Genomic DNA, 16,930 nt, shown 5'->3' with positions numbered 1-16,930 from the left:
ATACGCTGTGTCCTCCGTGGTGAATATTACGGTATCAGCAGCGACGAGTCGCCATAGCTCAGGAAGCGGAAGTCATGGGCCAAAGCGTAGTCATAAATGGTGTGCCAGTCACCGTGTACAAAGGCCGATACGAGCAGCAGCAGCGTACTTTGCGGCTGGTGGAAATTGGTTACCATCGCCTTGACAATGCGGTAGTCGTAGCCCGGAGCAATGATGATCTGCGTACTGGTGTGCAGGGCTTCCATGCCGTGGCGATCCAGATAGTTGCGAACTGCGGTCAAAGCAGCAACCGATGTCGGGGCCTCGCCCTCCATGTCGTAGGGCTGCCACTGGCGGACGTGCAATTCGTCTTCCGTGGCATCAGGGTTCTTCAGCAGAGTGACCCCGATGTGGTAAAGACTCTCGAGCGTACGTACCGAAGTAGTACCCACCGCTATGGCCTGTCCGTCATGGGCTATCAACTTGTCGATCGTACCGCACGACACGGAGATGTATTCCGTATGCATCTCGTGCCCCTCGATTTCCTCGCTCTTCACGGGCTTGAAAGTACCGGCTCCCACGTGCAGCGTCAGTTCCTCCAAATCGACTCCTTTCGTGCGCAGGGCATCGAGCACGCGCGGCGTGAAATGCAGTCCGGCAGTGGGTGCGGCCACGGAGCCTTTTATCTTGGAATAGACCGTCTGATAGGTCGTCTTGTCGCTCTCCTGCGTCTCGCGGTTCAGGTAGGGCGGGATAGGCAGTTCGCCGAACACCTCGAGAATATCGGCAAAGGTCACCTCGGGGTTATCCCAGCGGAAATCCACCCAGTGACTGGTGCCGCGGCATTCTCCCCGTTCGGCGGTCAGTGTCAGCGGACGTCCCTTCACTGTCATCGCGCGACGCAGGGGGCCTTCTTTCCATTTCTTCAGGTTACCTATCATGCAGAGCCAAGCGGCATGTTCCGTCTGCTGGAAATTCAGCGCATAGTCGTTCGGCTCGATGGGTTCCAGGCAGAACACCTCAATCAAGGCCCCCGTCTCCTTGCGGAAGTGCAGGCGGGCCTGGATGACCTTGGTGTTGTTGAACACCATCAGGCTGCCCGCCGGCAGATAATCGGGCAGGGAAGTGAAACGGTCTTCGGTCACTTCGCCGTGACGGTAAACCAGCAGTTTGGACTGGTCGCGCACAGGCAGGGGAAACTTGGCGATACGTTCGTCGGGCAGCGGATAATTGAATTCGCTGATGCGGATATGTCTGGGATCTTGTTTCATAATCATTCGTTCCTTTCGGATGCAAAGGTACGGATTATTTGGCAAAGGTTTCCCTATTCCCCCGGCAAATCGTCATCGCGCCTCCAGCTGCAACACAGCAGGCTCCAGACCTTCGCCCGAAACGCGGACACGGATTTCACCCGCAGCTCCCTTCCGGGCACGGACTATAGCCAGTGCCAATCCGTTGAACGCTTCCCGCTCCGCACTCTGGAAGGGAGTGAACGAAATGGGATCGCCGTTGTCGGTAGCCACCAGTTCACCGGCTCCTTCCACCTCAAACTTCAGCGGGCAACAGGCGGTAGGTACCGTCCGGCCCTCTTCGTCTGTCAGGCGGACCGTCACGAAAGCCAGTTCACGACTGCCCGCATCCAGGCTGTTGCGGTCGGCCTCCAGACGGATCTTCCGTGCCTCTCCCGTTGTCTGCACCTCGTCCTCAGCCCACTTCTGGCCATTTTTGTAAGCCACTACCCGAACGCTTCCCGGCTGGTAGACAACGCTGTCCCACACAAGCCGGAAGTCCTGTCCTTCCCTCTTCGACCGGCGGCCCCAGCTCTTGCCGTTCACAAAGAGTTCGGCCTCGGTACCCGAGGTGTAGACATGTACCGGAACAACCTGTCCGATGCGGTCCGGCCAGTTCCAATGGGGAAGGATATGGGCCATCGGTAACTCTGGTCTCCAGTGGGACTGGTACAGGTAATAGCGGTCCTTGGGGAAGCCGGCCAGGTCGACAATGCCGAAATAGCTGCTGCGCGAAGGCGGCTGTATACGAGCCAGTTCCTCCAGTTTCTTCTTCAGTTCCTCCTGCTTCGACGGATCCGTCCGGAAGTTCAGCAGGTTGGTGTTGTCCGAATTATAGGGTGTCGGCTCGCCCAGATAGTCGAATCCGGTCCAGACGAATTCGCCCAGCAGATGCGGGAAGCGGGCATTCGTGGCAAACTGTCTGTCGGGAGAACAGCCCCATCCGGGAGAATCCAGGTCGTAGGACGATATCTGGAAATCTTTCCGCAAGGTGTCGCCCATAAAGTAGACACCACGGGTACTGACGCAGGACGACGTTTCCGTACCGACCGTAGGCATATCCTTGTAGCGTTCGTCCTCGTCCCAACGGGCCTGCTGGCCGAAGAAATAGTTGACTCCCATCAGATCCAGTTCACGGGCAGCGTTCGAGTCGCGCCCGCCGTCCGGATTGTTATAGCCTGCCGTCACGGGACGCGTGTCGTCCAGCTCCCTGACGATACCGGCCAGGTGACGGGTCATTTCCACATCCCTTTGCTCCATTACCTCATTACCGATGGACCAGATGATGACCGACGGATGATTCCAGTCACGGCGCACCATGGCCTGCAGATCCTTCTCATGCCACTCGTTGTACAGTTTGTTGTAGTCCCAGGCCCGTTTGCCGTGCGCCCAGGCATCGAAAGCCTCGTCCATCACTAGCAGGCCCATCTTGTCTGCCAAGTCAAGCAGTTCGGGTGCAGGCGGATTGTGCGAAGTACGGATGGCGTTACAGCCCATCTCCTGCATGATGCGCAACTGGCGCTCCTGGGCACTCAGGTTGAAGGCGGCACCCAAAGCACCCAGGTCGTGATGCAGGCAAACTCCCTGCAAAGCCACCTTACGGCCGTTCAGGAAGAATCCCTGACGGGAGAATTCCGTTTCGCGGATACCGAAAGGCACATCGTAACGGTCCGTTACCTGCCCTCCGACCGAAACCGTCAGACGGGCCACATACCGGTTGGGCGAACCGATGTCCCACCGTTTGTAGTCATCCAGCTCATCTTCCAGCTTCACGGCCTGTGCCGAACGGGCCGACAGACGGACTTCCTGTGCAGGAAGGCGCAACACCCTGCGGCCGAAGCAGTCCGTGCTGTCCAGTTCGTATACCTCGCCCTTCACCACGGCCTCCACATCCTTGTCCAGGTGGTTCTCCACCTCAAGCGACAGGTCCAGCCGGGCTGTGCTTTCCGTCAGGCAGGCTGTACGCATGCGTGCGCTCCAATGCTTCACCTGTACCTGCCCCGTCTTCACCAGCCAGACATTGCGGTAGATACCCGCTCCCGGATACCAGCGCGACTCCCATTTCTCCGTATCGGTACGCACGGCCAGCAGGTTCTCGCCACCCGTACGTACATAAGGCGTCAGGTCCAGCCGGAACGAATTGTATCCATAGGGCCAACCGCCCACGTACTGCCCGTTCAGCCACACCTGTGCGTAGGCCATTACGCCGTCAAAGTCCACATAGATACGTTTGTCCGCATCCGTCGAATCCAGCACAAAACTTTTCCTGTACCAGCCGATTCCCTGATAGGGCAAGCGGCCCGTGTTTCCGGACAGGTCCATACGGAACGGCCCTTCGATGGCAAAATCATGGGGCACATCCAACTTCCGCCAGGACGAATCGTCCCAACCGGTCGCATACATGCCTTCCGGCTCTTCGCGCAACGTCCCGTCGGCCTGCAGCCCATAGCGGGCAAACGTCCATCCTTCGTTCAGCGACACAACATCCACCTGTCCCGAACGTACCATCTTTCCCGATTCTCCGGCCGGGCTACAACCCAGCCACGTAAGCAGGCACAGCAAACAAACGCCGGCCCATCCCATTTTCTCCTGTTTCTTCATGTTGTCTATTTCTCTTTAGTCATATTTTTCAGTGTAGTTGCAAAAATAAGGATTAAATGAGAATTATCCATATACAACATGAGATAAAATCGTCCAACTCCATCCACAGACAAGCGGGCATCAGCCAGACAATAAAGTCAAAACAACTAACGACCTACTTCAGGACATCCGCCAACAACTTGACTCCAAACAAAGACAGGATGGACAAAAGTAAACAGGCAATCAATCCCACACGGAAAAACACATAAAGAAATGTCTTCCCATAAGACCGTTCCCTATACAACCTCCGCACGTCTTGTACTCCCGTATACAACAGCCATGCTATCAAAGGTATCCCTATAATCAATCCGATAACAGCGTATTCCATATCAGATTCCATTTATCTATTCCCTCTATTCTGTGTACCATAATAAATAGACAATCCTATGACAGGCAACAAGAGGACAATCAGCGCATAAACCACTTTCATGCCACTGTCCGCATCCGACCGCATGATATGCCTAAGGGCCAATATGTCGGTGCAAACAATCAGTACCACCAGTACTACAACCACATAATCACTCATAATATCGACAGATTAAAAGTTTAAACAATCGTTCATAATCGGTTTATATCATCTCATGCCGAACGGAGAAAACCGCTGAAATACCAATAAAATGTAAGCAGCAGAAGCAGCACCATGCATCCTGTCCGGATAAACCTGTTTGCGACAAACAGGCTGATGTAACAGCCGTATATCATGATAAGAAGCAAGAATGAGCAATGGTACGGATCACCCCAGTAACTGATCACAGCCATGGATGTAGACAAAACCAATACCATCATCCCGTCTATGATATTCCATTTGTTCTTAAACGGATTTTGAAACAGATTCTTCATCGTTCTTTATTTTAAAATTCAGATAATGTCGCCATACAGAAACCGTTGTTCGCCGTTCTCCATGACAAACGGCATCTCCTCCTGCCCCGTGGTCAGGTTTTCCAGCCAATACAGTTTATGGGCCGGTACGTTGTCGAACACCACATACTCATAATCGGCCTGAACGGTCCCGACGGATTGCCAGCCATCTTCCTCCCAGTAGTGCAACCGATACCAATCGCCTCCGTGGATGCCGTTATCGGCATTCAGAGGAGCGAACCGGACTCGTGAAACCACTTGCGGCTCTTTCAGCCAAAGTGTAATGTTCGGATAAGCCCCGGGTGCCGTCTGTCTGTTGCCGTCATATTCCGCTTTCCAAACCATATCCTTCCAGGGTGCATCCAGCAACTTCACCCAACGCTGTTCCTCCGCCAGGCGAACCGTGTCCGCAGGCCGCAGCATATCCGGCCGTGTGGCCGGTAGCACATTCGCATACCCACGCCCGGAAGACGCAATCCACTCCAGCATGGAGATATTGGCCCTCGGACGCTCTTTCGGAGCCTGGAAACGATAGTAGCGGAACCGTCCCGTCCGCTTCAACGGATAGTCCTGAAAATAGGGTGAGGGCGGTTCCTTGATTTCATACAGTGTCACCGCGTCGCTGAAGTCCTTCCGGTTCGCTCCCAGGAAACGACCGCCTACCAGCTCGTTCGCCACCTTCACCATATTGGGCTTGCGGGGATACTTGCGCCGCAGGACGAGAGTCTCCCGCTCCTGTACGCCCGTCTGTATTCCCGGCAGGGTGTGGACTTCCGCCCGCTTGTCTTTTATCTTCACATAGAAAGGTTCACCTGCCGCCTTCACCCCGTCCGCCGCATAGTACACCGGAAAGTAAAGGACATCCGGCAGCACATGCCTGAACGTCACCGAGTCGCGGCCCGCCTCCTCCGTACCCCACGTCACGGCTATCAGGCCACCGCTCTCCTTGTGGAACGTGGCCAGATAGGCCAGCCGGTTGGCCGCCGGAACCCGGCAAGGCACGGTGAGCGTCACGGTCTCCCGCAAGTTCGATGTCACGTCCTCAATGCAAGGGTCATCCAGCAGCTCGGGTACCCGCTCTCCCGGATTCTTCAGGAAGTAGGGTGTATCCTTCCGTGCCCCATAAGTCATGCGGTACACATTGGTCACCTGGCTGAACGCCCAATCGCGGTCGCCGGGCAAGGCACTTTGCGCATTGAACGTACGCCATTCCTCTTTCGCGTCGTACCACACGTCGCAATGGTAGTGCCGCCCCGGCAGGGAAAGGTAACTCATGTTGAACTCCACAACCACCGGCAGACCGCATGCCCGCAGGATGTTGCAGCCATAATGGGCAATATCCACGCAATCCAGTTTGCCGCCGGCATAGAAATCATATTGCCCCGCCGGTACTTCCCGCCTGTTGCTCCCGTTCAGCCCCTGCACGTTGTTTGCGGCCTGGTTGTATCCCCGTACCGCCTCCCGCAAGGCAGCCGTTCCGTCCACGGGTACATATTTGCCGAACCATTCCTGCCATTCCCTGCCCGAAACGTGGAATCCGTATTCCGCCACCGAACGATAGGGCAGCAGATATTCCTTGAACTCCTCGAAGGTCAGGTTCCGGGCAAACACCGACCGCCGCCACATCCGGAACGCGTTGTCGATATGATCCACCAGAAAGCGGTACGACAAGCATTGGATGTCGTCAAACCATCCGTCGTCTATCGCCGCTTCCTGCATCACCGAATCCTTCAACAAAGCCAGCCGTTTCGTCCGCATTCTTTTCAGGCTGTCCTGCCAGTCCTTCTCCTCCATCCCCGCAAGCCGCACGGAGGCATACAGGCTGTCCGCCTCCCTCCTCCACCGCTTCATCTCTTCCGGCACGTGCACCAGCCGCCCCTTTCCCCGATGATAGGGCATGTTGTCTATCAGAAAGCGGGCCGCTTCCAGCTTCTGGCGGTCGCGGTCCACCCAACGGTAGTGCAACAGCACCGCCCACAGGTTCCGGCGGTTGCCCTCCGCTTCGGGCGGAAGAGGCGGCAGGCTGACATACACCGCCGCTCCGCACGCCAGCAGGATAACCGAGAAGATAAGAATCCACTTCTTCATTATTCCAAAAACGAATTATAGACCTTTTTTATATCTGTCAATCAGTAAATGGATATATACAAATCCAATAGCCACCAAAACCAATGTAAATGATATAATTACATGTATGGCTTTCTCTTTTCGATTTTTTCCCTTTATAATATTCTTTATGTTATATAGGGCTAATAATATCAAGAAGATACAAATTCCATATTCATGGAAAAACGACTCTACATACATCATCGTCCATTACATTCTTTTACGCACAGATTATACTGAGCAGTAGCAATATCAATATCTATCGATGATTGTGACACTCCAACAATTAGTGCTATCAAAGCAGGAATTGTCAAACTTCCCAAACTTTGACATGCAGTATATATGGCACCTATACCATAGCAAAAAATATCTACTGCTATACTCATTAATTCCCAATAATAAGAATCCTCACAGGCATTAATACAATCAGAGACATCAATTTCTGACCGCGTTCGTACCATTTTATTTCCGGCCATTTTCAATCCTTTTTTCACTCTTGGAAATTCCAAAGCCAAACTACCCATAAAAAGATTTTGTTCATGAGCATCAAATGACAAAACTTTTCCATCATCAATCAACCCTCTTTCCAATCTTTTCATTTGATCAAATAATGTATTCAACTCTTTCTGTTCACCAACAGAATAAATTGAATTAAAAATCCGAATCAATTCTTTATTAGCGTCAGCCGAATCAGTAGGAGTAGAAGTTAATACTCTCTGATAATTGGTTACAAGAGAAAGTATGTCAGCCTCATTTTTCTTTAAATTAATTTCATCAATTCTAGAAATCAATGCTCCAAAAGTTTTTCTGTATTCTTCTGTAAACAAATTACTTTCTTTAAAATCATTAATTTCAGAAAAACGATTAGAAAAAGTATACTCTTTTTCAATCTCTAATTCATCATTATTGCAACTATAAAGTAAACATGTAAACAAGGTAAATAATAATACTACAAAATTCAATCTCATAACAAACACATTTTAATTAAACAATTCATATCAAGCACAATGTCAATAATCAACATTTGGTTTAAATCAATAAATCCTATTGATTCAAAATAGAATTCATAAATTATTTTCTGGTGGTTCCATTACACTCAACTTTAAGTTCGACAATCAATAATCACTCACATTGCTTGACTATATAATTATTCATCTCCTTCTTAATCCAATCCACTTGGAACGAAGGGACTTTCACCGGTTTTTCCACAAGTTGCCGGGCCAGCCGCACAGCCTCATCCGCCCGCCCGGTTCTGTCCAGCAAGAGCACCAGGCGGTGCAGAGGGACAAAACGGTTGGGACACATGAGGGAGGCTCGCCGGTAGTGCGCCTCCGCCCGGACATCCTCGCCCCGCTGCTCGTACAGCTCGGCCAACAGCAGTTCCAGGTCATAGTCCGCCCAACGGCGGCGGCATGCACCGGCCACCCGGAGCGCTTCGTCCTGCTGCCCGTGGCGGTGCAGTTCCGCCGCATAGTTGTACAGGAAGTAGCGGTCTGCCCAAAGTACGGAATACGCACGCCGGTACTTTTCCATCGCCCGGTCTGCCTGCCCCAATGACGAGGCGTCGACCGCCTCCGCCCACACCAGTTCGGCCTTCATGCGGCGGTAGGTCCAGCTTCCCACCCAGCCACAGGTGGCCAGCAAACACACCGCCCCAGCCTGGAGGAGGAGGGGACGGACCGTCCCGACATCTTCCAGCAACCGGACGGAGGCATAGGCCAGCATCAGCCAGACAAACGGATACATCAGCGGATAGGAGAAGGCGGCAAAGACAACCACCGCCAGCCAGACCAGCAAACCGGACTCCTTCTCCACTGTGGGCCACCGCACATAAGCGCGCCCCAGGCAGACAAGCCAGGCAACGACGGCCAGCCAGCCCACCACTCCGAACGCGACACCGATATTCAAGTATTCACTGAAAGGATATTGCACCGTATCCGCCAAAGGCGCATAGCGGCTGCCGGGATGCCGCTCAAAGTAGGCGGCCTGATAGTCCATGTAATGCGCCTCGAAACCGCCGAGGCCCCAGCCCTGCAACAGGCGGTCCTTCATCATCTCCAGCGAGCAACGCCAGATGAGCAGCCGCCCGTCCGCCGAATCTTTCTTCACCCCATAGAGCAACCCGGCCAGCAAGAGGAGGAGTACCGCCAGGGTCGTCCCCTTGACCCGCGGAGAAAAGCGCAACCGCTTCCACGCCCATACCGCCGACACGGCCAGCAGGCTAAGGATACCCGCCCGGGAAGCCGAAAGCGCCACAGCCACAAGCACCACCGTGGCCGCCGCCACTCCCGCATAGCGCCGCCAACCCGTCCCGCCCATCAGGCGAAGGCAGAATGGGAACCCCACACAGAGGCAGGCCGCAAAGCCGGCGGCATTGTCCAGCGTGCCTGTTAGGGAGGCTACCCCGCCGCCTCCCGGCGCAAACGCCCGGAAGAGGCCGTAGCACGCCTCCACTCCGACCAACGCCACCAGCCCGCCTTCCACCCACGAGCGGAATCGGACGGGACACCGGTCGAAAGGATACACCCAGTGGACAGCCGTCACCAGTCCCCAAACGACCATACCCGCCACCAGTATCCCCCATTTGGGAACCAGCCAAGGGTCTACGAACCGGGAGGAATTGAAGAACAGCGTTCCCGCCGCCGTGAGGAAAAAGAGGAGCCAGCGCATCATAAGCCTAAAATCAACATTTATTCCAATGTCTTCATCTTTTCCACAGCCCTGTCAGGGCTGCCTTTGAAAATCACCGTTTTGTTTCGGTCCAGTATCAGAACAGTAGGAAATCCCCTGATGTCGGCATGCGACATCAGAGAAGAATTCCGGTGGACGGCATAGACAGGGAAAGTATACCCTTCCTTCCGTATGATATCTTTCCCCGTTTCCAATACTTCGTTACTCCGGTAGCGCACAAAGACACTTGCCACCAACACATCATTCCGGCTCCGGTAATCGTCATGCAGCTGTTGCAGCATGGGGAATTTCTTAAAACATACCCCGCAAGAAGAACTCCAAAACTCCAACACCACGTATCGGTATTCCAAATCCTTTATAAATATACTGTCCTGAGCCGTAGAATAAATGGCATCATCCGAAATGCCCGCCTTAACCGGATACCTGCCAAAAGACAAATATTCCGCCCAACGGTCTTGCCCTGCCGACGCAGCATATATCCAGACAAAAGCGCTCATACCCAAAACCGGCCATACTTTCAACCCAAACTTTACATAAAGATAAGCAGTCAAGGCTCCCAGGCTCCCCATAACCGGACACCAGATGGTAATCAATGTTTCTTCAAAGTCTACAATCCGGATACACAAGTCCATCAGATTCAATCCGAGAAGAATGGTGAGAAACAGATGCAACGGCTTGATTGTCTTCACACGAGCCAATGCCCAAGCTGTCAGAACAAAATAAAGGGCAGGTACGATCCATAACCACAATGAAATGGAGAACATACGAAAGACAGCCACCGCCATATCCAACAAAACGGCGGCAACAAAAAAACAGATTAACTTATATTTTCCTCGTAACATTGTTGCCTTATAATAAATAGTAATTACAAAACGCCTTCGTCTTCCAACTCCTGCTTCAACCGATCATAACATTTCAGCAACTCCTCATCAGACAAAGGATACACCTTCAGTTCCGAGGGAGAAAGCAGACATTCATCCATCTCTATACCACTAATGCTTATCCGGTCTCCTTGACAAATCTCCTTGTTCATCCAAACATGATGAGTCCGACTATCAGCTTCCATACCGCCTATCGACAAAGTCAAAGGCCCTTCCTTGTTCGTCAAAATGACAGACACCAGTCCATCCGCTATCCCCGCATAGGTTATCGTATCGTTCAACATGATTTTCAATCCTTTCATAACAACCCTTTCTCCTTCAAATCTTTTTCCAATTCGTGAAACATCTCCAACTTCGTACGTCTGACGGGGAGTTTATGCTCCATCACCTCCAAGGGAACCGACTCCTTCGTCACTTCACAAACATTTATTTCCAACTTTCCGTCCAAAGGAAAGTCTTGACCTTTCAACCAAATCCGCTTCTTGCCTTGGGTCCTATCACAAGTATATGCAGTAAGCCCTTGCCTTTCTTTTGACCAAAAGACATGAAGGAAGAAATACTCATTTTCCGTAGGAATATACAAGCTATGCGTATCTTTGCTTATTCTGACACCTTCCATAATTGATAATATTAAATACTAAGGTTTCCTTTTTAGACAATAGGAGACCTTGACAAACTATTGATTAAAGATTAAGAACATTGATGGGTTGAATAACTGGGCCAATATCCATTTACTAAACAATATTGCAGACATTGAGAACAACCATCTGGAATTGGCGAAACACAATCCTCAAAACGTTCATAACAATAATCTTCCTCATCTGTATCTCTACAAACAATAACCTCATACAACCAAACCCCAGCATAAAGTACTGTTAAAACAGATGCCACGATTTCCCCCGTAGGGGTGGGTTCTCCCACTGCTATAGTCCATGCTGTTGCCAAAAATTTTCGGCAAGGATACACAAGAAAACACATAACGAAAGTTTTCCCACCTTGGAAAAAGACAGAAGAGTCATATATAAACATATCTCATTTATACAATATTTATTGATCCAATATAACACGGAAATAATTATCTCTCATCGCTTGACTTCTAATCGGATTTCCAATCATTCTTATAATTTGTCTTTCATCTATGAGAAAAGTATTCAGTTCCCTATACTCCAGCATTCCTCCAATCTTCGTAAAAAGAGAAGAATCAATTTTTTCCACGAAAAATGGTGTATGCACTATTTCTTTTTTAACCTTATCTAAATTATATAAAGAAGTCAAGAATAGAAGTTTTACCTTTTTTCTTGATAACTTATTCATATCCGTTAATAGGTACATCCAAGAATCCAAACGTAATTGACATTTAGTACAGTTTGTAGAATCAACCCAATGAACCATTAAATAAAAATCTAAAGAATCAACCTTATATTTATCATATATTGATGTATCAAGACATTGCAGTATCGGCACCTCTTTCCCCATATATTCTTTCAAGACAGGTACCAATCGATGCTGACATCCGGATAAACCAGGAAACAAAAATATAATTATTACAATCTTTATACCTTTCATACGACCCATTATTACAATAGTACAAAACAGGTTCTACATAGTCTAAACAAAACCGATTTGTAAAAGGGGTATATTTCCAAATCAAATTAAAGCTATTAATAAAACCTGTATTTAAATTGGGAAAACATTATCTAACGTCTAAAATAAACTTCTATAAACCATTTTGGACGTAGGTATAAAAATGGAATCCATTTCATTTTATTTATCACTCCCTTTTTGTATAATCTTCGACCATTTAATAAAGGAACATAAACAAATGCCCACAAAAAGAGACACAAAATAAAAACATAAGAAGAAATGAAATCAAACAATAATAGTAAAATTCCAAACGGTAACAACAGGATTACATAATGTAATAGCAAGTTTTTCATATTACCCCATTATTTCATTACATGTCTCAAGGCACCATAATGCAACACCAGCAACAATACTAGGACAATAAGCTGTTGCACAAAAAAGAATCACACTCATCCATCCATTATCTGTATACACAGAATCTATACATTTTGCAACACAATCTCCTTTATCAGAAAATGACTCAGATCTTGTAACAATTCTTTTCTGCATACTAAAACTCTTCGTTTGAATCTTCTTTTTCTCATTGTTCATTATTATCTGTATTATAGGGTTATGATTTAAATCATAATACGTTATTTCCTTTATTCCATTTTCCGCAAAATTCTCTTTAATTAAAAAGCCTACAATCTGCTTTTCTTGAACAATATAGCAGGAAGAATAATTCATTGACTTCGAAATATCATAACTATTTTCTGGAACAAGGTAGAAATTTATATCAGTCCCTTTAATGTGAAACTCCTTTGTTGATTCCATATCAAAGGAGAGTTCCGATAAGGATTTTGTCTTCAAATCATTATCTGCCAGAAATTTTTGTAACCGAAAAAAAGAGGTTGAATCTTGCAAACACACCTCTTCCACTTCAACCAATGGAGCTTTTTCAATGTCCTCAGCCAATTCATTATAAGAATTATTCTGGCAAGAAAATTGTATTAAAGACAGAGAAACTACAATTAATAAATTTAATATTTTCATTTTAATTCATTTATTAATCCAACATAAAACTTTAATGACACAAAATATTATCCCTACATCACCCCTTCTATCCAATACCACTCACCATCTATAAGAACCCAAATCAAGGCCAAGCTATACATGACCATGTTACCGATTGCCCGCAGGGCTAAAAATTTCTTTCTCATAATGATATTATCTTTAAATGTTAATACTATCACAAATGTAAAGACTATCAATGATACAATCCCTAACTAAAACCTAATTTTCACCTAATCAAAAATCACTTTTTTGATTAGGTTTTGATTAGGTCGCCACCGCGCCCGACGAGATACAACGTGACCTCCCAAGAGGGTACGTCCTTACACCCAAACAAGATACAACATGAGAACCTGACGAAGCACGGCGTCAGATAATGAAGAGAAGCATGCTTGTTCCCTCTGATAACAAGCACGCTTTGGGTGCACAAGATACCATCTTGTGTAGGCTAACTAGGAATGTTATTTCACTAACTATGGATATTATCGGGCTAATGTAGGTAGTTGGCGTCGTCATGTAGGTAGTTGTTCAGGCTGGGCAAAGCAACCGTTTGTCCGGCTTAAACCGATGCTTTGTCCGGCTTAAAGCATTGCTTTTCCCAGCTTGAACGGGTGGCTTGGGCTGGGGAAACGGGGACGCATCAGAACTCACCACAGATTACTCGGATTCACACAGATTGTTTCTGAAACTCTGATTGTCAGATTCGGATAATCTGTGGTAAAAGTCTGTTTGATGTACTCCTTCTCCTTCACGGTTTCACAGCCCCTAAACAGCTGTCAATGAAATGGTTTTGGTGAAAGATGGGGTGAAGGCGTGAAACTCCACACGGAGATACACCGTAAGCGTCTCTACGCCGACACCCGACCAGCCCATATCTTGCTTTCAACGCAACGCACTCACATTCAATCCGTTCCCGTGAAACTTCACCATCCTTCATGTTGATTCATACGATTCCGAGTTAAAGGAGCTAAACGGAAAGAGAACTCCCCCCTTAACTGCCGATAAGCAAGATTCACAAGCATCTTTCACCTGATTCATCACAAGAGACAAGCAGAAACTATTAATAAAGTATATATGTTAAAAAACGATATATTCCTACCCGTTATCGTATTCTATAAGCACATTTCTGCTACATTCGCATTATTCAACAAGGCATCTAATGAAAAAATCCATGAATGCATGAAAAAAAGCGCAATCTTTACTACAATCGCCATATTGATCATCCTGGCAGCCCAGTTTTTTTGGACTTGGGAAATGTATAAGGTACATTTGGAGAAGTGGCAAATCACGCTGCAACAAAGCTTTGAAGAAGCCATTATGGATGAAGCCGGCATCCGCAACGCTTCTTTCGCCTACCCCGAACGTCCCCGTTTCTACGTAAAAAGCAAAGCCGACATGACTCCGGAAGAAGCAGCGTCACACAAAGGAGATACACTGGACTACAAACGACTGAAAGCAAAGAACGTAGCCGGAAGCATGGCGGAACTGATAGGACAACTGCAACAGGACGCTTTACTGAAACGGGGTATGCTTCCAGTCCTGCCCGCAATAGACAGTCTGCTACAGGAAAGACATCCGGAACATGCAGGACTGAACAGATGTATTCTCCTGCAAGACGGCTCAGGGAATACCGTCAACCGCTTCGGCGACACCACCCTGCTCGCCTCCTCCCACAGCCTGTCCACCCCTCCGATTCCCATCGGGACACAAGACCGGTTCTATCTCCGCCTCTTCTCGGAAAAGCCCTCGGCAGGCATCTTCCGGCAAATGACTTATGCCGTACTGCTGTCCGCCGCGCTGGCCGTGCTGGTGATGGGCTGCCTGGTGTGGCAATTCCTCGTCATCCTGCGCAAGGACCTGCTGCTGAAACAACGGGAGGCGGCGGTGAACGGCACCGTGCACGACCTGAAAACGCCGCTGGCAGGCGTGGTTGCCCTCGTGGGATGGCTGAAGAAGAAAGAGAAGGACAACCAGAAGCAGGCCTTCCTGCAACAGGCGGAAGAACGGCTGAAGCGGCTGAGAAACGACATCGAACGCATCCTGACCGCCGCAAGGGGCGGACGGAGGAAGCTCGTGCTGCACAAGGAGCCGACGGACCTGCCCACGCTGCTGGCACAGGCTGCGGCGGACACCCGGGCCTGCCTGCCCGCCAAGCGGCACACGCTGGAGACGGACAACCGGCTGGCGGACGGACAGGTGGAGGCAGACCCGGCCTGCCTGCGCAACGTCTTCGCCCAGCTGCTGGAAAACGCCCTGAAGTATTCGGACGAAGGCGTACGCATCACGGTGAAACTCGAAGAGGACGCTGAAGGATGGGTGACGGTCAGCGTGACGGACAACGGATGGGGCATCCCCCGCAAATGCCTGAAGAAGCTTTTCGGGGAATATTATCAGGTGCCCCGAGAGGAAGGCCGCGCACAGAAGGGCTACGGCATCGGCCTGACCTATGCCCGCTACGTGGTCCGTGCCCACGGCGGAGACATCCGGGTGGAAAGCCGGGAAGGAACGGGCAGCACCTTCAGCATACGCCTGCCCCGCAAACAGACAAAAAGGTGATAACAACGAAATAGTCAGGTCTAAAAGAATCTGACTAAAGAGTAATAATACCGTTTTCCCGGTTTACCAATCTTAAGATGTACGGCAATGAACAGGGGATACAAAATCGCAAAAATCACATACAGGACCACCGGCACATACATCCATCCGGCATCGAAATGTTGCCTTTCGTTATAGGATGAGATTTGGAGATACCAAAACACAACCATATAAATGAAGACAAAGAGATACAGCTGAATCTGGAAATTGACAATATCCTTCAGGTGTTTCCGCAGTTCAGCAACCTGTTCATCGGCACCGTTCGTTTTGGCCAACGAGTAATACAAGAAAGGAGCTATAACAGTTCCCAACGGGAAAAAAGCACCTATCAACACACTTACATACAATTTGACAAGACTAGTATTCATAATTATTACAATTTTCAAAGTGAATATAAACATTATATCGAATTAAGGTTGTAGAGTACTGATAACCAATAGTTCTGGTTCCTTATTCCATATAAACTCTATTCTATTACAATACTTTTCAGCTTTACTATTCCGTTTTTTATTATGAAAAAAAAAAGTGATAAAGGAGTCATTCTCGACTAGTTTCTATTAAGCACAATAAATTGCACAAGCAGCCATTATTGACAAAGTTGCACACGACTTTCCTATTGCATCTAACAAATCACAGATAAATTTGCACCCCGTATCACTATCACAACTTTCTTTAGCAACTGCATAACATTGTGCAACACAATCTGCATATCCCGTCGTATCTGGATCCGGAAATTCCACCCGCGTTTTCGGCTTTGTGCCACCTACCGGAGAAGCCACATCTTGTATCACCACTTCAAATTTGCTTCCTCCTATCTTCGTATATTTCAACGTGGATATATACTGTCCATCCGCGGCAGAGATTTTCACCAAGCCTCCGGTTTCTTCGGACATGCCGCTCCAATCCTCGTAAAGGCTATGGTAAACCTTTCCTCCATTCTTTGAAAACACATTCAGTTTTCCCTTCAGATGTCCGTTCACCATCACAGGAATTACATATTGCTTCATATCACGCGGAAAAGTTGCCACATACACCTTATCCAAAAGCATATTCTCCGTTATAAAGGAATTATCCCGTTGGAAGTCCAGATATTCCTTTGTGGAGAAAAAGGCATTCAATTCCGGATCTACATTTACCACCGGAATTTCATCTTCTTGCGAACAAGAAGTAGAAACTATGACCATACTGACAGTCAGTACCAGCACTGACACCGTTAAAAAAACAATTTTTTTCATACGCTTTTTTTTAATTAGTTTA

At 48.7% G+C, this 16,930-nt stretch carries 16 protein-coding genes; 2 read left to right on the top strand and 14 right to left on the bottom strand.

Features of this window, described 5'->3' with window-relative positions:
* Positions 1-26 precede the first annotated feature (26 nt).
* Together BQ8005_RS14300 and galB are read right to left on the bottom strand one after the other, a co-directional pair.
* Positions 27-1,250, bottom strand: a complete 1,224-nt coding sequence (locus tag BQ8005_RS14300; protein ID WP_075318520.1) for an S-adenosylmethionine:tRNA ribosyltransferase-isomerase — start codon at positions 1,248-1,250, stop codon at positions 27-29.
* A gap of 72 nt (positions 1,251-1,322) precedes the next feature.
* Positions 1,323-3,869 carry a beta-galactosidase GalB gene (galB, locus tag BQ8005_RS14295; protein ID WP_234984056.1) on the bottom strand — a complete coding sequence of 849 codons (2,547 nt, stop codon included), beginning with the start codon at positions 3,867-3,869 and terminating at the stop codon, positions 1,323-1,325.
* A gap of 56 nt (positions 3,870-3,925) precedes the next feature.
* On the opposite strand from galB, the gene BQ8005_RS17440 reads away from it, so the two are divergent.
* Entirely contained in the window at positions 3,926-4,117 is a 192-nt protein-coding gene (locus tag BQ8005_RS17440; RefSeq protein ID WP_159436264.1) for a hypothetical protein, read from the top strand.
* Positions 4,118-4,248: 131 nt separating this feature from the next.
* Here the strand turns inward: BQ8005_RS17440 and BQ8005_RS14285 are convergent, their stop codons facing one another.
* From BQ8005_RS14285 to BQ8005_RS14230, 10 genes are all read right to left on the bottom strand, one after another.
* A complete protein-coding gene (locus tag BQ8005_RS14285) occupies positions 4,249-4,434 on the bottom strand; it encodes a PLD nuclease N-terminal domain-containing protein (RefSeq protein ID WP_075318518.1) in 186 nt (61 codons plus the stop codon).
* 53 nt (positions 4,435-4,487) lie between these two features.
* Positions 4,488-4,748 (bottom strand): hypothetical protein, encoded by a 261-nt coding sequence (locus BQ8005_RS14280; protein WP_075318517.1) that lies wholly within the window; start codon positions 4,746-4,748, stop codon positions 4,488-4,490.
* 18 nt (positions 4,749-4,766) lie between these two features.
* The gene (locus tag BQ8005_RS14275) at positions 4,767-6,854 is read right to left on the bottom strand and encodes a hypothetical protein (protein ID WP_075318516.1); all 2,088 of its coding nucleotides are present in this window, start codon (positions 6,852-6,854) and stop codon (positions 4,767-4,769) included.
* Positions 6,855-7,072: 218 nt separating this feature from the next.
* A complete protein-coding gene (locus tag BQ8005_RS14265) occupies positions 7,073-7,840 on the bottom strand; it encodes a hypothetical protein (protein ID WP_075318514.1) in 768 nt (255 codons plus the stop codon).
* Positions 7,841-7,994: 154 nt separating this feature from the next.
* Positions 7,995-9,545, bottom strand: coding sequence for an O-antigen ligase family protein (locus tag BQ8005_RS14260; RefSeq protein WP_075318513.1), 1,551 nt, complete (start codon positions 9,543-9,545; stop codon positions 7,995-7,997).
* Positions 9,546-9,562: 17 nt separating this feature from the next.
* The gene (locus tag BQ8005_RS14255) at positions 9,563-10,405 is read right to left on the bottom strand and encodes a TlpA family protein disulfide reductase (protein ID WP_083610577.1); all 843 of its coding nucleotides are present in this window, start codon (positions 10,403-10,405) and stop codon (positions 9,563-9,565) included.
* A gap of 23 nt (positions 10,406-10,428) precedes the next feature.
* The gene (locus tag BQ8005_RS14250) at positions 10,429-10,746 is read right to left on the bottom strand and encodes a hypothetical protein (RefSeq protein WP_075318511.1); all 318 of its coding nucleotides are present in this window, start codon (positions 10,744-10,746) and stop codon (positions 10,429-10,431) included.
* A complete protein-coding gene (locus BQ8005_RS17725; RefSeq protein WP_075318510.1) occupies positions 10,743-11,063 on the bottom strand; it encodes a hypothetical protein in 321 nt (106 codons plus the stop codon). The genes BQ8005_RS14250 and BQ8005_RS17725 overlap by 4 nt, the downstream gene beginning before the upstream one ends.
* A 428-nt stretch (positions 11,064-11,491) precedes the next feature.
* The gene (locus tag BQ8005_RS14240) at positions 11,492-12,010 is read right to left on the bottom strand and encodes a hypothetical protein (RefSeq protein WP_075318509.1); all 519 of its coding nucleotides are present in this window, start codon (positions 12,008-12,010) and stop codon (positions 11,492-11,494) included.
* Positions 12,011-12,382: 372 nt separating this feature from the next.
* Positions 12,383-13,060, bottom strand: a complete 678-nt coding sequence (locus BQ8005_RS14230) for a hypothetical protein (RefSeq protein ID WP_075318507.1) — start codon at positions 13,058-13,060, stop codon at positions 12,383-12,385.
* Between the two features lie 1,197 nt (positions 13,061-14,257).
* On the opposite strand from BQ8005_RS14230, the gene BQ8005_RS14225 reads away from it, so the two are divergent.
* Positions 14,258-15,634, top strand: a complete 1,377-nt coding sequence (locus BQ8005_RS14225) for a sensor histidine kinase (RefSeq protein WP_159436262.1) — start codon at positions 14,258-14,260, stop codon at positions 15,632-15,634.
* Positions 15,635-15,654: 20 nt separating this feature from the next.
* On the opposite strand, the gene BQ8005_RS14220 is transcribed toward BQ8005_RS14225, so the two are convergent.
* Together BQ8005_RS14220 and BQ8005_RS14215 are read right to left on the bottom strand one after the other, a co-directional pair.
* Complete coding sequence (locus tag BQ8005_RS14220; RefSeq protein WP_159436261.1) at positions 15,655-16,041, bottom strand: magnetosome magnetite crystal formation protein family; 387 nt, start codon at positions 16,039-16,041, stop codon at positions 15,655-15,657.
* Between the two features lie 189 nt (positions 16,042-16,230).
* Entirely contained in the window at positions 16,231-16,908 is a 678-nt protein-coding gene (locus tag BQ8005_RS14215; RefSeq protein ID WP_159436260.1) for a hypothetical protein, read from the bottom strand.
* Positions 16,909-16,930: the final 22 nt, after the last annotated feature.

Source organism: Bacteroides togonis, from assembly GCF_900130135.1.
Lineage (GTDB): Bacteria > Bacteroidota > Bacteroidia > Bacteroidales > Bacteroidaceae > Bacteroides > Bacteroides pullorum.
This window is presented reverse-complemented; position numbering and strand designations above follow the sequence as displayed.

What these genes read in the sequence shown, in the direction of transcription:
- BQ8005_RS14300 (WP_075318520.1), bottom strand. Translation starts at nt 1,250, where the DNA reads ATGAAACAAGATCCCAGACATATCCGCATCAGCGAATTCAATTATCCG.
- galB (WP_234984056.1), bottom strand. Translation starts at nt 3,869, where the DNA reads ATGAAGAAACAGGAGAAAATGGGATGGGCCGGCGTTTGTTTGCTGTGC.
- BQ8005_RS17440 (WP_159436264.1), top strand. Translation starts at nt 3,926, where the DNA reads ATGAGAATTATCCATATACAACATGAGATAAAATCGTCCAACTCCATC.
- BQ8005_RS14285 (WP_075318518.1), bottom strand. Translation starts at nt 4,434, where the DNA reads ATGAGTGATTATGTGGTTGTAGTACTGGTGGTACTGATTGTTTGCACC.
- BQ8005_RS14280 (WP_075318517.1), bottom strand. Translation starts at nt 4,748, where the DNA reads ATGAAGAATCTGTTTCAAAATCCGTTTAAGAACAAATGGAATATCATA.
- BQ8005_RS14275 (WP_075318516.1), bottom strand. Translation starts at nt 6,854, where the DNA reads ATGAAGAAGTGGATTCTTATCTTCTCGGTTATCCTGCTGGCGTGCGGA.
- BQ8005_RS14265 (WP_075318514.1), bottom strand. Translation starts at nt 7,840, where the DNA reads ATGAGATTGAATTTTGTAGTATTATTATTTACCTTGTTTACATGTTTA.
- BQ8005_RS14260 (WP_075318513.1), bottom strand. Translation starts at nt 9,545, where the DNA reads ATGATGCGCTGGCTCCTCTTTTTCCTCACGGCGGCGGGAACGCTGTTC.
- BQ8005_RS14255 (WP_083610577.1), bottom strand. Translation starts at nt 10,405, where the DNA reads ATGTTACGAGGAAAATATAAGTTAATCTGTTTTTTTGTTGCCGCCGTT.
- BQ8005_RS14250 (WP_075318511.1), bottom strand. Translation starts at nt 10,746, where the DNA reads ATGAAAGGATTGAAAATCATGTTGAACGATACGATAACCTATGCGGGG.
- BQ8005_RS17725 (WP_075318510.1), bottom strand. Translation starts at nt 11,063, where the DNA reads ATGGAAGGTGTCAGAATAAGCAAAGATACGCATAGCTTGTATATTCCT.
- BQ8005_RS14240 (WP_075318509.1), bottom strand. Translation starts at nt 12,010, where the DNA reads ATGAAAGGTATAAAGATTGTAATAATTATATTTTTGTTTCCTGGTTTA.
- BQ8005_RS14230 (WP_075318507.1), bottom strand. Translation starts at nt 13,060, where the DNA reads ATGAAAATATTAAATTTATTAATTGTAGTTTCTCTGTCTTTAATACAA.
- BQ8005_RS14225 (WP_159436262.1), top strand. Translation starts at nt 14,258, where the DNA reads ATGAAAAAAAGCGCAATCTTTACTACAATCGCCATATTGATCATCCTG.
- BQ8005_RS14220 (WP_159436261.1), bottom strand. Translation starts at nt 16,041, where the DNA reads ATGAATACTAGTCTTGTCAAATTGTATGTAAGTGTGTTGATAGGTGCT.
- BQ8005_RS14215 (WP_159436260.1), bottom strand. Translation starts at nt 16,908, where the DNA reads ATGAAAAAAATTGTTTTTTTAACGGTGTCAGTGCTGGTACTGACTGTC.